We start from the raw sequence: 13,149 nt of genomic DNA on the forward strand, positions 1-13,149 counted from the left end.
CTTCACCGTGGACACGGTCCGCCGACCAGCGCGAGCATGCCAAGACGCCCGCACACCAGACCCGTGACCTGCAACTTCACGATGCACACCGCTCAATGGTGCCCGCAGCCCGTCTCTCCTCCGCGAAGGTGTGCAGGTTCCCGTTGGCATCCACATAGACAGCGGCACTGGCGAACCGACAGCCCCTCCTCTCCGTGCGGTCCGCCAGATGCGTCAGACCTCCAGGCCCCACGGCTTCCAGCGAGTGCCTGACTATGGGCCCGGGCCGTTGGTTCACGAGGTGCACGCGGTCGATGGTGATCTCTACACGCTCGGGGCGGAGCGCCCGCAACCCGCGGTTGAGTTCACGATCATCGGTTGAGTCGGGCCGTAATGGTGCAGTCGGGTATCCGAACTCTCCGAATAGGTCGAACCTGGGCGGCACCACGCTGTTCCTTCCTCCAGCAAAGGTTGTTGCGGTCATCGGCTCGCGTGAGGCGTGTACGCCTCCGTCTGGTCAGTTGGAGCATCGTCGGTAGTGCAGGGCGGGTGCTCGGTCGAGATCGAGGATGAAGCTGTCGAGGCGGCCCTCGGCGTTGCGCATCGGATCGGCCGACAGCGTAAGCGTGTAGCCGTTCCCTGAATATGTCGCTGCCGCGACGTAGGCGAGATGGTCGCGCGTGCCGCGGCGCCACAGGTGCAGTGATTCTCCGCTGGTGGACAGTCGTATGGTGCCTGGCACTTCCTCGCACGCGTACGTTCCAAGCTGGGTGTGCGGTGCCTCTGATGTGTCATCGGGTGTGGCGTTTGGTGTCGGCGGCTGTCTGGTGACTGCTTGCGTGAGGATGCGCTCAAGGTCCAGGACGGAGCGCCGGGTGAGTCCGGCGAGGGCGGTTGCCGCGATGTGGTCGGCGGCGACCGTGGTGCGGTTGGACAGGCAGATCACGCGTAGACCGCTGCGATCGAGGTGAGCAGCGGCGGAGAATCCCTGCTCATGGCCGTAGTGGAAGACTGCTGTGTGCCCAGCTTCAGGATGGGCGTACAGGCCGGCTCCGTAGGTGAATGGCTCGTGGTCGCTGGTCACGTAGCTGACGTGCTCCTCGAACGGAAGACCACCGTCGGGGGTGCGGTCCCATTCGCGGGACAGATGGGCGAGCCAGCGGTCGAGGTCGGCGGCGGTGCACCACAGGGAGCCGGGTCCGGGCAGGGCGACGGGGCGCTGCTGGTGGGCCCAGCCTGCCGCGGTGGGACTGTAGCTGGAGGCGGCGCCGGGGATGACCTCGCGGGGATCGCTCTTGAAGCGGGCGGAGACCATGCCGAGCGGGGTGAACACCTCCTGTTCCGCGATGTCTTGCACGTAGGCGCCGTGGACGTGCCGGAGGACTTCGGTGAGGAGGAGGTAGCCGGTGTTGCTGTAGAGGAATCGACCGGGCTCGATAGCCCGGTGGCTTTGACGGTAGGCGAGTTCCAGCAGGTCGTCGGCGGTGTAGTGGTCGAGATCGCGGAAGCCAGCCAGCGAGAGCAGGGATTCGGCGTCGCGGACGCCGCCGCGGTGCTGGACGAGCTCGGCGACGGTCACACCGGGGATCCGGAAGCGGGGCAGGATGTCGCCGACCGGCCGGTCCAGGGCGATGAGGCCGTCGCGGGCGGCGCGTACGCACAGGTACGCGGTGATCTGCTTGGCGACGGAGCCGACGTTGAAGGCGGTGCTCTCCTCGATGGGCGCGGCCAGTTCGAGGCTGGCCGCGCCCGTGTGCGCCTGCACCGGGGGTCCCCCGGAGGGGTGGATGCGTACGATCAGGCCGGGCTCGTGCAGCACCGCGGGGCTGGTGGCCGGCGGGGTGGTCGGGGTGTCGGTGCGGTTCACAGGCTGAGGGCCTCGTGGTGGACGGCGTGCAGACGCTGCCGGAGGTCGGTATCGGGGATGAGGTCGAGCGCGCGGGCGTGGTCGTCGGCGGTTGTGGCGAGCAGGTGGCGCTGCTGGGCGAGGTAGGCGGTCAGGAAGCAGTGCAGGGCGCCGGTGGTCCGGGGAAGGACGCGAGCGGTGTAGATCATGGTGAGAGGGAAGGCCCAGCAGGCGTGCAGGAAGCCGAAGGCGGGGCGCTTCGTCTTCTTCCACGGGGAGTGGAACAGCGCCTCGTCGCTGATCTTGGAGGCGGTGGCGGCCAGGGCGTCGTTGAGCCAGTTGTGGCCGGCTTCGTGGATGAGGTCGCGGGCCAGGACGACGGGGTCGCCTGCGTGGTCGCAGAAGACGGTGCCGGGCAGGCGGGTGATGGTCCAGCTGTCGAGAGTGTCGCCGAGCTGCTTGTGCCGCAGCAGGACCAGGACTACGGCGTGGGCGGCCAGGAGGTCAGCGAATCCTGCCTGGGCGCCGGTGGCGTACGCGGCGGCTGCCAGCTCCCGCAGGTCCGCCGGGGTAGGGGTGGGGTCGGGTCCGAGCACGTAATAGGGGGTCTCAGAGATCGCCGAGCGGGGCAGGCGGTTCAGGTCGGGGGCGACCACGATGCGTGGGCCGACTGCCGTGGGTGTCGACAGTGTCGGGGCGTTTGCGTCCGGGTGGGCGGCGTACCAGTCGAAGGTGGCGGTGTCGCGGGCGCGGGCGGCGGTCTCGGCTCCTTCGAGGACGTGGTGGGCCAGGCAGTAGTCGGCGGCGGCCGTCGCTGGGGACTCGGGGGCACCGGCCGGCTGCGGGGCGGTGGGCTGGATGACGGTGCGGATCCGGCGGGTGCGGTCGCGGTGCAGGGTCTGGATCGGCGCGAACGAGAAGGCGGTGGCGGGCGCGTCCACGGGGCGGGTCCTTTCGACGGGGCTGGGCCTGGGGCCGGACCGGTGGTGGTACGGCCCCAGGAGTTGCTCACCGGCGCTTGGCCGCCGGGGTGGTGCGCGGCGCTCAGGCGCCGGGGCCCGCAGGGGCCGTTGGGGTCGCGGTGTCCGTGGGGGCCGCGGTGGTTGGCCAGCCCTCGGCGGAGACGCTGGAGGTGTGGGCGGTGGTGCGGACGGTCTCGTCGTCGCCGCGCAGGTTGTCCACGGCGGCGAGGAAGTCGCTGATCCGGTCGTTGGCCATAAGCGTGCTCGTCCTTTCCAATACGGGGGTGTTGGAGCCGTGCACCTTCTGGAACCCGTGGTGCGGCGGCGAACGGGCGGTGGGCACCGCAGTCTCCTTCCGGGGGATGGCGAGTCAGAGGCCGTGCTGGGCCAGCGCGGCAGCCGGGCTCGCTGCTTGGCGAAGGGCGTCGCGGAGTTCGCTCATTGCGGGCCGGTCCTCCGGCGCGGGGGCGAGGGCCGCGGAGATCACCGGGAGGAGGCTTTCGGGGGCGGCGTCGAGCCGGGAGTGGCCGTGGCGGGGGATGTCCGCGCACAGGAAGCGGTAGGCCAGGACCGCGAGGCTGAAGGCGTCGGCGGCCGGAGTGGCGCGGTCGTAGGAAGTCGCGTACTCCGGGGGCCAGTGCACTTCGGGGCCCCTGGCGGCGGGCCCGCGCGGGGTGGCGGTGCGGCGGGCCGCTCCGAGGTCGGTGATCAGCCCGCGGCCGTCCGAGATGAGGATGTTTTCCTGGTATACGTCGCGGTGCACGATCCCGCGCTCGTGCAGGATGCGCAGTCCCTCGGCGACATCGGCCAGGATGCACAGCCCGGCCGCCGCTTCGCCGCGGTCCCGGGCGCCGACCGCGAGGAAGGGGCGGAAGTTGCCGCCTGGGCAGTAGGGCATCGTGTACCAGTCGAACCGGTCGGTGCTGCCTTCCTCCAGCAGCGGCACGACGTGCTCGGCGCCTTGGGCGGTGCGGGTGACGGCGATCTCGTGGCGGAAGTCCTCGCGGGTCAGAGCCCGTTCGGACTCGGTCATCTCCGCGTACCAGTAGAAGCCGTAGGCGGCCCGGCGGGTGTCCTCGTCGAGCTCGGCCAGGATGTGGTTGCTGCCGAAGCCAGCCTTGAGGACCACAGGGGGTGCGTCGTCGCGGCTGGCGAGCACCAGGGTGCTGGCGCGGGTGAAGGCGAGCAGGTCGTGCACGTGCCACCCGGCGTCACTGACCAGGTCCAGGACCCAGGCGGCGGGGTGCAGGGGATGCAGGCGCATGGTGCAACTCCTCATATTCGCGCCGCGTGTGGGGTGGCTTGACGCAGCTGGTCCAGGCAGGCGGCGGCCAGCAGGTCGAGGTCTGTCGCGGCGGTGCACGGGTGCCGCAGCACGGGCAGACCGGTCGCCTCGGTCCAGGCGATGGCGGCCTGCTCATACAGGTCGGCGAGCCGGTTCGCGGTCGGCGGGTCCTCGCCGAAGCGGCGCGACGTGGCCCGGCGGGAGAGCCGGGTGTGGCACAGTCCGGGCGGGGTGGTCAGCAAGACTGTCAGCTCCGCCCGCGCGGCCGTCACCTCGGACAGGCGGTGGACGTAGTCGGTGACAGGACGGTCGTGCAGCAGCGCCAGCAGGCAGGCGGTCGACAGAGTGAGCCGGTCGGCGACCACCGCTCCCATGGACAGGGCGGCGGCCAGGTTGTGACGGGCGTGGAGTTCCAGATCACGGTGGACGGCGGCCACCGCCGTCTCGCCGCTGTCCGCCGGGCGCCCGGCCCGCAGGCCGACGATGGTGCGGGTGGCCCCGAGCGACAGCCACGAGAACTGGCCGATGTGCCCAAGACGGATGTCTTCGGCCGCGGCTGCGGCCAGGAGCCGGTCGCGCAGCGTACTCTTCCCGGCTCCGGCGATCCCCTCTAACGCCAGCAGCATGCCGCCTCACCGCTCGTGTTTCTCGGCGATCAGCCAGCTGATGAACTTCGCGACCTGGCCGCGCAGTACGGGCTCGGTGCCGTGGGTGAGCTGGGACCCGTACAGCAGAGCGGTGCCCGGAGCTGGGCTCACGGACCACCGGGTGCGGGGCATCTGCGCGAACCAGTCGGCGCTGTGGTCGGCCCCGTCGTGGGCCAGCCACATGCCGTCCGTATATCCGTCTCCCGTGGCGTGGTCCAGGCGGGTGTTCCACAGGCGGTCGCTGGAGCAGCTCTCGACGTAGAAGGCTCCGCCGGCTTCCGCCTCGCTGATCACCACGCTGATTCCGGCGATCTGCCTCGGCCAGGCGAGCGGGTCGGGGGCGATGCCGTCGAGGTGGCCGGTGATGTGCTGGCCGGGGCCGTACTCGACGTAGGTCCACGGCCGGCAGGCCGTGATCGACGGCATGACGCGGGACAGGGCTGGCCGGGCGCGGTCGAAGGCGTACAGCAGCAGCTGCTCGGCCTCGTCCGGGATCTTGGGTATCTCCACCCGTCCGGCTGGCTCATACACGGCCATCGCCTGCTCGTGGCAGTGGCCGGGGATCTCGTGGATGGAGGTGGTCCGTTTCTCACCGAAGTGGGCGCGTTCCTCCGCGGTGAGGAAGTCGTTCATCACAGTGGCGAGCCGGGCCCGCTCCTCGTCGTAGAGGAACCCTTCGACGCTGCCCATCGTGACGGTCTCAGCGATGTGGATCACGAGCCGGTCCTCCTCGTTTCGAGCACGCGGCGGATGTCGTCCAGGCCGGTGCAGTGGTTGAGCCAGCTGGCCACGGGGTGGCGGGTGGTGACCGTGGGGTTGGCCCACAGGGCCAGTAGCTCGCCGGTCAGCGGCAGCTCCTCCGCGCCGGGCAGGGAGTCCGGCACGGTGAGCTGGTCCAGGGCCGGGCACGGGGCGGCGTGCTGGGCGGCGAAGACCCGCCCGAGCCGGACCGCCGCCGCCCGTTTGCACGTTCGGAGGAGCATTTCCGCGGGCTCGTTCTGCCGGTAGCTGCGGCACTCCGTCTCAGCCCATCCGGCCGCCACCGCCCTGGCTGCGGCGGCGATGCGGCAGGTGGCGCAGCACGACCCGGCGGCCTTCGGACACGGCCGGTGATGGGCCGGGAAGGTGGTGGCGACTTCGGCGAGGGCCGACCAGGCGGAGTCCGGCAGCAGATCGTCGACGGTGCGGCGGCCGAGGGCCGCGCCGTGGTTGCAGCACACCGGGCCCGGCCCGAGCGGGGCATTGGGCCGGAGTGCCGGTTCGATGAACAGGGCGTGGAAGTACACGATCCGCCCCAGTAACTGGTGGATGGTCAGCGTGTCCGTGGCACTGCTCACACCGATACCCCCTGGGCCGCGGGGGCCGCCACCTGCGGCACCGGGCACGAGCACCCGCGGCCCGCGACGGGCCGCTGGCGGCGCAGTGCGTCCGCGACGACCGCCGTGGCGGCTTCCACGGTCTCGAAGAACGTCGGCCAGCCGTGGCCGGGGGCCGGCAGCAGGGACAGGTCGAGCACGGGTGTCGTGCGCCCGGTGGCCTCACACGTCAGTTCCGCACGACCGACGGTCACCTTCGTCGTCGAAGGCAGGGCGGTCCCGACTGCGGTGACCGCGCGGCACAGGGCGGCGGCGGCCTGGGCGTACTCGTCAGGGTCGCGTGGGAGGATGCCGATTCGCCGTTCGGCGGGCGCGAGGTCAAGGCCGGTGTAGGGGTGGCCCTGGCAGCTGTCGTACGTGATCAGTCCCCACTCGCGGTTGACGGCGTCGAGGAGGGGGCGGACTCCGGGCTCGATCGCCGCGTGCCACTGGGGGTGGGCCGGGTCCAGGTCGTCGGCCTCGTGGACGCCGGGCAGGCCGACGGTGTTGATGTTGCCGTGCGCGCTGGTATGCAGCCGCACGGGCGTGCGGGGTACGTCGGCACTGTTCCAGCGGGCGAGGAAGGCGGCGACGTTGCGCATAGTGTTCGGCGTGCGGGGGCGCCAGCGCACCGTTCGGCACCGGGCGCCTTCGGGGTGGGCCGGCTGGGCAAGGAGTGCGGCGATTCCGTCGATCATCCGTATTCGGTAGTCGCAGTAGGCGTCCTGTTCCCCAGCCTTGTCATAGCGCCAGCGGGTGGCCACGCAGCCGCCGCCGCATGCCGGCCGGTACGAGCAGCTGGTGCACCGCTCCATCAGGGCCTTGCCCTGGTTCAGCAGCGGTAGCCGCCGCTGAGCCGCGACGATCTCGGTCTGATCGGTGACCTGGTTGAGATGGGTGAGCTGGGCGTGGGGCCAGGGCAGTTCGTCGCAGCTGCCGAGCCGTCCGTCCGGGTAGAGCGTGAAGACGTGATCGCACTTGAGGTTGGTGAAGTGACAGAAGCCGGTGTCCAGTCCGCGCAGGCGCCGGATGGTGGACACGGCCGGTTCCAGCTTCAGGCGGGCGAAGTGCCCGGCGCGAATCCAGCAGACGGTGGCGGCGAGCACGAACTCGGCGTACTGGTCCGGGCTGATCGCCCACGTGGGGCCGCCGGGGCCGCGCACGGCGGCGCGCTGGAGCTGTCGGCTCGCGGGAAGGCGGCGCCCCGGGGTGGCGGTGGGCTGCTGGACGGAGGTGTCGAAGCAAGGAACGAAGCTGACGGCGTTGACCGCCGCGAAGCCGGCGAGGTGGTCCAGGACGGCTTCGGCACGGCCGATCACGGCGGGGGTGACCGCGGCGATCACGCCGGTCTTCCGGCCGCGGTCGGCCAGCAGCCGCAGGGCGGCGGCGACGCGCGGGTAGACCGGCGTGCCGTCGTATCCGACCCTCCAGGCGTTGCCTTCCGCGTCGCCGTCCAGGGAGATGCCGATGTCCAGGCCCGGGTAGAGGTCGTCGAAGAGGTCCAGCCACTCAGCGTCGAGCAGGACGCCGTTGGTCTGGAGCGAGACGCGGACCACGTTGGGCTGTGCGGCCAGTTCGCACAGGACTTCGGCGACGTGGTCGTGTCCGGCGGTCAGCGGTTCGCCGCCGTGGAGCTCGACGGCGAGCGGGCGGCCCTGGAAGAGCTCGGCGAGCCGGCGTACCTGGCCGGCGTCGATCCGGGCTCCTCCCGGGGTCTCCTTGCGTTTCTCGTAGCAGTACAGGCAGTCGATGTCGCAGGTCTCACCGCGTAACTTCAAGATCACCGATACGGCGCTGGCGGTGTCCTCGGCATCCAGGCCGCGGTACAGCTGGGCGATCGGATCGGGCTCGTGCTGTTGGGTGGTGCGGCGCATCGGCTGCCTCCCAGAGGACCGTGACCGGACGAGGATCAGTCGGAGAGGCGTCCCAGCAGGGCGCCCTGGCCGGACTGGAGGATGTGGGCGGCCTCCAGGGGGATCCAGAAGCACTCGAAGTGCGTGGGCTCCTGCTCGCCGTCGTGGTCCTCCTGGCTCATCCACCGCTCCGGGGTAGGCTCGGTCAGCTCCAGGTGAAAGACGTGGCGGCGCTGGAGTTCGAATCGGTAAGGGCTGATGTCGTACTCGGTCTCGCCGAGCTTCCGCACAAGCTTGAAGTCCTTCAGGCCGGTCTCCTCGCGGACTTCACGCAGGGCCGCCACCTCCGGCGTCTCGCCGTCGCGGATGCTGCCGGCCGGAACTTGGATGCCGACTTCCTCGTAGCTGTAGTCGGTGTGACGGAAGACCAGCAGCTTTCCGTCGCGCACGACGTAGCACAGCACCTTGTCCTTGGTGACCCTCTCGGGCACGGGACCACTCCTTCGATTGCTGGAACGGGACTCGCTCGCAACGGGCCACCGGACCTCGTCGGACAGGGGCCAGCCACTCGCACGGCGGGGCGCCAGACGCCCCGTTAACGACCTCGATCTTAGATCTCATGGCGGTCGAACTAGACTGCGAGAAGGGGGCGTTGGCGCGATATTGGTCAGCATGGCTCAGCCCCTTCCTCTCCGTCTGCAGGGGTCTGACTGAGTCGAAACCACACCTGCTTCCCAGTGAGCAGAGGCTGAGTGTGCAGTTCCTCGGTGAGTTCGGCCAGCAGGAACAGGCCCCGGCCGCACTCAGCGTCGTCCGCGGGCTCCTTCACTGCCGGGAGCGCGTCGTCGAAGTCGGTAACGCCGACCATGACGCCATCGGGCGTATCGCGGACCAGCAACTCGCAGGCGCCCGGCGCGTGCTTCCAGACATTGGTCAGCAGCTCGGTGACGCCGAGCTCGGCCACGAAGCTCAGATCGCTCTTGCGCCACATCCGCAGCAGGATCCGTACGATCTCGCGCACCGGCTCCATCGAGTCGGGGCTGATCTCCGGCAGCACCATGTGGTGCTGCCGGACCGGGCTGATCACCATCCCAGGCACTGACCCTCCAAGCGGCGCGGACGTGCACTCGAACGAGATAGCGCGGCGCAACCAGTACGCCACCGTCCGATAGGGGAAGTCTCGATGATGGACCGCCAACTACCCTTTCGACAAGTAGTCCTTGAGGAAAGTCTTTCCCTTCAGGGAATTGGCATATTCCCGAACTGGCGGAGGCGCTACTCTTTCGCGGGACACATGGAGGTGGGCATGCCCGTCGAGCCAACCCCGCGACGCCGCCGCCTGGGCGCCGAGCTCCGGCGCATCCGGGAGGCACTGGGATGGACGCAGGAAAAGGCCGCCAAGCGCCTCGGTTACCGCTCCTTCTCGACGGTCAGCAAGATCGAGAAGGGGGTTCAGGGACTCAAGATCCAGCAACTGCCGCACTTCTTCGAGGTGTACGGCATCACCGACGACGCATTGCGCGAAGAACTCCGCAACCTCGTCCGGCGGGCCGGAGAAGCGGACTGGTGGCAGCGGTACGAGGGTGTGGTCGACGACCCGCTCGGGGACTACCTCTCACTGGTGGAGAGCGCCAGCAGCCTGTTCGTCTTCAATCCCGTCGCCATCCACGGCCTGCTCCAGACCCCCGAGTACGTCAAGGCCGTGACCAAAGGCAGCCGGGCCTGGAAGACCCCCGACGCCACCGACCGCTTCGTGGCCATGCGCCAGGAGCACCAGACCAACATGCTGGAGCGCGAGCCCGAGCTCAAGATCTGGGCTGTCCTGCCGGAAGGGCTCCTGCGCCAGGAAGTCGGCGGACGCGCCGTGATGCGTGCCCAGATCGAGCACCTCATCGGCATCGCCAACACCAACCCCAGCATCACCATCCAGGTACTGCCGTTCCGCGCTGGCGCCCACGCCGGGATGGACGGGCCGTTCATGCTCATGTCCTTCCCCACCGGGCGGGACCTCGTGTGCATCGAGTCCATGCGGGCCCTCCTCCACCTCAACGAGCCGGAGACAGTAGAGGTCTACCGCACCACCAGCGACCTGCTCAAAGGCGACGCACTCTCCCAGAAGGCGTCGGTACCACTGCTCACCACCATCGCCAAGGACCTTGCATGAACAAGAACGACCTCGCCCCCTCCTGGGTCGAGTCCCAGCTGCGCGACGCTCAGTGGCAGACCAGCAGCAGTGGCGGCCAGACCTGCGTCCAGGTCGCCTTTCTCGACGACGGCATCGTGGCCATGCGCGACTCGAAGAACATCGGGACGGTCCCGCCGCACCTGTTCACCGACGCCGAATACGACGCGTTCATCGGCGGCATCCTCCGCGGCGAACTCCGCCGCAGCTAACTTTGCAGCGTCCCCGACAGTCGGCCGGCCCCAGGCATATCGGGTCGGCCGACGCCGTCTTCCATCGAACCGGTGCGGCCCCCCGGCCACGGGGCTCGCGGGTATTCGGGGCAAGGCCGTGTGCTGTGCCCGCGCACGCTCAGGCGGTGCGGACTATGCGGGCGAGCGCTGTTCGTCGACGACCGCGTACAGGTGCTCGCCATGCGCCCACCGCTTGAGCTCCGGGCGACCGATGAGGACGATGTCGTGCCGCTGGGTCCGTTGCGGGCCTGGTGAAGCCGTTGAGGGCGACGATGACGGCGACGTCCGCGCCGTGTTCGGGAACCGCGGTGCCGTTGAACTTCTGCACCGCCCCGGACCCGACCGGGGCGGTGTACTGCTTGCACTGCACCACGATCTTCCTGTCATCTGGGTCCCAGGCCACGACGTCCGCGCCCAGGTCTCCGGAGCCGCCGACCCGGCGGGCCCGAACGAACCCGTCCCGGGCAAGCAGGTCGGCGCACGCCTGCTCGAAGCCGTCCGCGCTCATCGCGGTGAGCTGCTTCATCCGGAACGTCAGGACCTTGGGTGCATCGGCAACCGGCTCGTCGGCGTACTCCTCCTCCACGCCTTCGGTATCGCTGTAGTCGATGTAGGCGGTGCGGTCGGAGAAGAACACGAAGCACAGCAGCACCAGGGTGCCCAGGATGATCAGCGCGAACCACCAAGGGTGACCGATCAGCCAGCCCCACACGTCCTCGCTGACCCACCCCCATACGTCCACGCTCACCCAGTGCCAGGCGTCCTCCGTCAGCCACTGCCAGGCGACCTTGGCGATGGCCACGGCGAGAATCAGGCCGAGGATGAACTTCAGCACCGGGTCCAGAGACCCGTCCTCGTCGAACAACGTTCCCCCCTGTCTCTTCGGCAGGCTCGGCTCCGGCGGGTCTACGCGGCGCGTCGCGCTGCTGTCCTGCGCGGTCGGCGGACGGGCAGCCGCAGCAGGTCGTGGAGCGGGACGCCGTCCTCGGCCCACTGCCGCAACCGCTCGCGGTCGACCCAGTGGATCTGGTGGTGATCGCCCCACGCCTTGGCGTCCCGGGTGAAGCCGCCGTTAGTGACCACGACCGCGACATCGGCACCGTGGACGGGCCTGGCGGTCCCCTTCACCTGGTACATCACCTTGGAGTCGACCTTGCCGCCGACCGTGGTGTGCTTGGCCTGCAGCACGATCCGACCCCGCTGGACATGCTGGCCGATGACGTCGGCGGCCTGGTCGCCCTTCTGCCCGACCCGCCGCGCCGACCAGCCGTCGCGGATCAACAGGTCCCGCAGTGCGAACTCGAACTCCGCATCCGTGAGCGCATCGATCCGAGCGAGCGGGATCCGCAGAACCGCAAGCAGTTCGGCCTGGACCCGCCGACGGCGTACCGCCTGCAGCTGCCGCCAGACGAGCCCGGCCAGGCCTGCGGCGGCCAGGCCCGCCGCGACGGGCCATCCGCGGACGGCCGCATCCCACGCGGCGCCGACCGCCTTGACCAGCATGGTCACCACTGCCACGGAGACGAGGGCGGCAGCCACCTGCTCGCGGCGACCGCGGGGCCTGCGCAGTCGGATGCCGGCCCTCACCGGTTCGGTGAAGCGGATACCGACGGCGCGGGGGAGGCCGGCTTGTCCGTCTCGGCCTCGCCGAACCCGAAGACCTGCCCCCACAGCCAGACGAAGGCGGCGATGCCCGCGATCGTCCAGCCGCCCAGTTTCTTCCCGCTCGACCCCCTCGGATTGCGGCGGATGTGCTGACGGACGACGTGGAACCCCTCCGGCGGCATGCCGTTCCCCCTCCTGCGACCTGGCAACCTGATGAGGCTGCTCTCCTGGATATGGGTGTATCAGTGGCCAGTGACAAAAACTGATGGATCATCACGGCGATCGGCCCGCAGCGACGACAAACCGGCCAGAGCAGCACCACCGCCCTCGCGTGCGGTGGAATCTCCCCGCACGGTGCTGTGACCTTGAGGTTTCTCCCCTCATACGGCACCAGCCCGCGCCGCGTGCGCAGTGGGGCCGACGCCGACTCGCTGCCTGCCAGAGGTGGACTGCCTGCGTTAACGCCCGAGGGACTGTCCCCGGGAAACGGTTCGTAGTTGGCGAGAAAAACGGCTCTGCAGTTCAGCAGATCGCGAGCCGTGAGCAGCTCGACCGCACGGCACCAGTCGACAAGGCAGTCGCGGCGCTGCAGTACACGGGACTGACAGCCACTGGACGCTGAGAGATGTCCCCACCCTCCGCGGCTCCCCGCGTGCTTGTGGATAGGACGGCGGCGAGCTGAAGGACTGGGTCGTCGACGACTCGATGCGTCGACCGCTCCGTAGGCCAGGTCGAGAAGGAATCGTCGGGCCAGCGCGGAACGACATGGACATGAAAGTGGGGCACCGATTGTTCCGAGCCTGGGCCGCCCGCATTTCCGCGCGTCCGAAGAGGTGCGCGCTGTGGGAGCGGATGAGGTCGTGATAGTCCTGCCACAGCGTGGGATCGCCCTTTCCGTTGAATTCGAAGTTGCTGAACATCAGGCGGATCGTGCCAGGCGGCGTGTGGTGGCTCATAGAGACCGGATCTCCTCATCTGGCGTCATGGCGGTGTCCTGGACGGAGGTCATGGGCGAGCAGGCTCTGAAGTGAGCTGCTGGTGTCAGGTTCTGGTCACCGCAGTCGGCGAGTGCCCGTTCTGGGACGGCACACCCGGGGCGCTGATCGCGTACTGGTTCGCCTGGATCTGGTAGAGGTCACGGAACACCTTCGGGCCGGGGATCTCGTCGGACAGCAGGTCGGTGAAGGTGCCGCTCTCCACGA

15 protein-coding genes are annotated in these 13,149 nt (G+C 69.5%); 2 read left to right on the top strand and 13 right to left on the bottom strand.

Annotation, left to right across the window (positions count from 1 at the left end):
• Window positions 1-496 precede the first annotated feature (496 nt).
• The 10 genes from ACIHCQ_RS43905 to ACIHCQ_RS43950 all read right to left on the bottom strand — a co-directional run bounded on the left by ACIHCQ_RS43905 (window position 497) and on the right by ACIHCQ_RS43950 (window position 9,017).
• Entirely contained in the window at window positions 497-1,846 is a 1,350-nt protein-coding gene (locus ACIHCQ_RS43905) for a serine hydrolase domain-containing protein (RefSeq protein ID WP_399674851.1), read from the bottom strand.
• Window positions 1,843-2,766 carry an aKG-HExxH-type peptide beta-hydroxylase gene (locus tag ACIHCQ_RS43910; protein WP_399674853.1) on the bottom strand — a complete coding sequence of 308 codons (924 nt, stop codon included), beginning with the start codon at window positions 2,764-2,766 and terminating at the stop codon, window positions 1,843-1,845. The genes ACIHCQ_RS43905 and ACIHCQ_RS43910 overlap by 4 nt, the downstream gene beginning before the upstream one ends.
• Window positions 2,767-2,869: 103 nt before the next feature.
• Complete coding sequence (locus ACIHCQ_RS43915; RefSeq protein WP_399674855.1) at window positions 2,870-3,130, bottom strand: hypothetical protein; 261 nt, start codon at window positions 3,128-3,130, stop codon at window positions 2,870-2,872.
• 27 nt (window positions 3,131-3,157) lie between these two features.
• Window positions 3,158-4,051, bottom strand: a complete 894-nt coding sequence (locus ACIHCQ_RS43920) for a protein kinase (protein ID WP_399674857.1) — start codon at window positions 4,049-4,051, stop codon at window positions 3,158-3,160.
• 11 nt (window positions 4,052-4,062) lie between these two features.
• Window positions 4,063-4,698 carry a hypothetical protein gene (locus ACIHCQ_RS43925; protein ID WP_399674858.1) on the bottom strand — a complete coding sequence of 212 codons (636 nt, stop codon included), beginning with the start codon at window positions 4,696-4,698 and terminating at the stop codon, window positions 4,063-4,065.
• Window positions 4,699-4,704: 6 nt separating this feature from the next.
• The gene (locus tag ACIHCQ_RS43930) at window positions 4,705-5,436 is read right to left on the bottom strand and encodes a hypothetical protein (protein ID WP_399674860.1); all 732 of its coding nucleotides are present in this window, start codon (window positions 5,434-5,436) and stop codon (window positions 4,705-4,707) included.
• Window positions 5,433-6,056, bottom strand: a complete 624-nt coding sequence (locus ACIHCQ_RS43935) for a hypothetical protein (RefSeq protein WP_399674862.1) — start codon at window positions 6,054-6,056, stop codon at window positions 5,433-5,435. Before ACIHCQ_RS43935 ends, ACIHCQ_RS43930 begins: the two co-directional genes overlap by 4 nt.
• The gene (locus ACIHCQ_RS43940; protein WP_399674864.1) at window positions 6,053-7,948 is read right to left on the bottom strand and encodes a radical SAM protein; all 1,896 of its coding nucleotides are present in this window, start codon (window positions 7,946-7,948) and stop codon (window positions 6,053-6,055) included. Before ACIHCQ_RS43940 ends, ACIHCQ_RS43935 begins: the two co-directional genes overlap by 4 nt.
• A gap of 35 nt (window positions 7,949-7,983) precedes the next feature.
• Complete coding sequence (locus ACIHCQ_RS43945) at window positions 7,984-8,418, bottom strand: NUDIX domain-containing protein (RefSeq protein WP_399674865.1); 435 nt, start codon at window positions 8,416-8,418, stop codon at window positions 7,984-7,986.
• Window positions 8,419-8,594: 176 nt separating this feature from the next.
• A complete protein-coding gene (locus tag ACIHCQ_RS43950) occupies window positions 8,595-9,017 on the bottom strand; it encodes an ATP-binding protein (RefSeq protein WP_399674867.1) in 423 nt (140 codons plus the stop codon).
• 216 nt (window positions 9,018-9,233) lie between these two features.
• Here ACIHCQ_RS43950 and ACIHCQ_RS43955 point away from each other — a divergent pair, with 216 nt between their 5' ends.
• On the top strand, window positions 9,234-10,091 hold the full coding sequence (locus tag ACIHCQ_RS43955; RefSeq protein WP_399674869.1) for a helix-turn-helix domain-containing protein: 858 nt from the start codon (window positions 9,234-9,236) through the stop codon (window positions 10,089-10,091).
• Window positions 10,088-10,321 (top strand): DUF397 domain-containing protein, encoded by a 234-nt coding sequence (locus ACIHCQ_RS43960; RefSeq protein WP_399674870.1) that lies wholly within the window; start codon window positions 10,088-10,090, stop codon window positions 10,319-10,321. Before ACIHCQ_RS43955 ends, ACIHCQ_RS43960 begins: the two co-directional genes overlap by 4 nt.
• A 139-nt stretch (window positions 10,322-10,460) precedes the next feature.
• On the opposite strand, the gene ACIHCQ_RS43965 is transcribed toward ACIHCQ_RS43960, so the two are convergent.
• From ACIHCQ_RS43965 to ACIHCQ_RS43975, 3 genes are all read right to left on the bottom strand, one after another.
• Window positions 10,461-11,207, bottom strand: coding sequence for a restriction endonuclease (locus tag ACIHCQ_RS43965; protein ID WP_399674871.1), 747 nt, complete (start codon window positions 11,205-11,207; stop codon window positions 10,461-10,463).
• A gap of 41 nt (window positions 11,208-11,248) precedes the next feature.
• Window positions 11,249-11,851, bottom strand: a complete 603-nt coding sequence (locus ACIHCQ_RS43970; RefSeq protein ID WP_399674875.1) for a restriction endonuclease — start codon at window positions 11,849-11,851, stop codon at window positions 11,249-11,251.
• Window positions 11,852-11,925: 74 nt separating this feature from the next.
• Complete coding sequence (locus ACIHCQ_RS43975) at window positions 11,926-12,129, bottom strand: hypothetical protein (RefSeq protein WP_399674873.1); 204 nt, start codon at window positions 12,127-12,129, stop codon at window positions 11,926-11,928.
• Between the last annotated feature and the right edge of the window lie 1,020 nt (window positions 12,130-13,149).

The organism is Streptomyces sp. NPDC052236 (assembly GCF_044548015.1).
Lineage (GTDB): Bacteria > Actinomycetota > Actinomycetes > Streptomycetales > Streptomycetaceae > Streptomyces.

Coding starts and splice junctions, on each gene's coding strand:
- ACIHCQ_RS43950 (WP_399674867.1), bottom strand. CDS start 9,017: ATGGTGATCAGCCCGGTCCGGCAGCACCACATGGTGCTGCCGGAGATC.
- ACIHCQ_RS43955 (WP_399674869.1), top strand. CDS start 9,234: ATGCCCGTCGAGCCAACCCCGCGACGCCGCCGCCTGGGCGCCGAGCTC.
- ACIHCQ_RS43920 (WP_399674857.1), bottom strand. CDS start 4,051: ATGCGCCTGCATCCCCTGCACCCCGCCGCCTGGGTCCTGGACCTGGTC.
- ACIHCQ_RS43975 (WP_399674873.1), bottom strand. CDS start 12,129: ATGCCGCCGGAGGGGTTCCACGTCGTCCGTCAGCACATCCGCCGCAAT.
- ACIHCQ_RS43960 (WP_399674870.1), top strand. CDS start 10,088: ATGAACAAGAACGACCTCGCCCCCTCCTGGGTCGAGTCCCAGCTGCGC.
- ACIHCQ_RS43940 (WP_399674864.1), bottom strand. CDS start 7,948: ATGCGCCGCACCACCCAACAGCACGAGCCCGATCCGATCGCCCAGCTG.
- ACIHCQ_RS43925 (WP_399674858.1), bottom strand. CDS start 4,698: ATGCTGCTGGCGTTAGAGGGGATCGCCGGAGCCGGGAAGAGTACGCTG.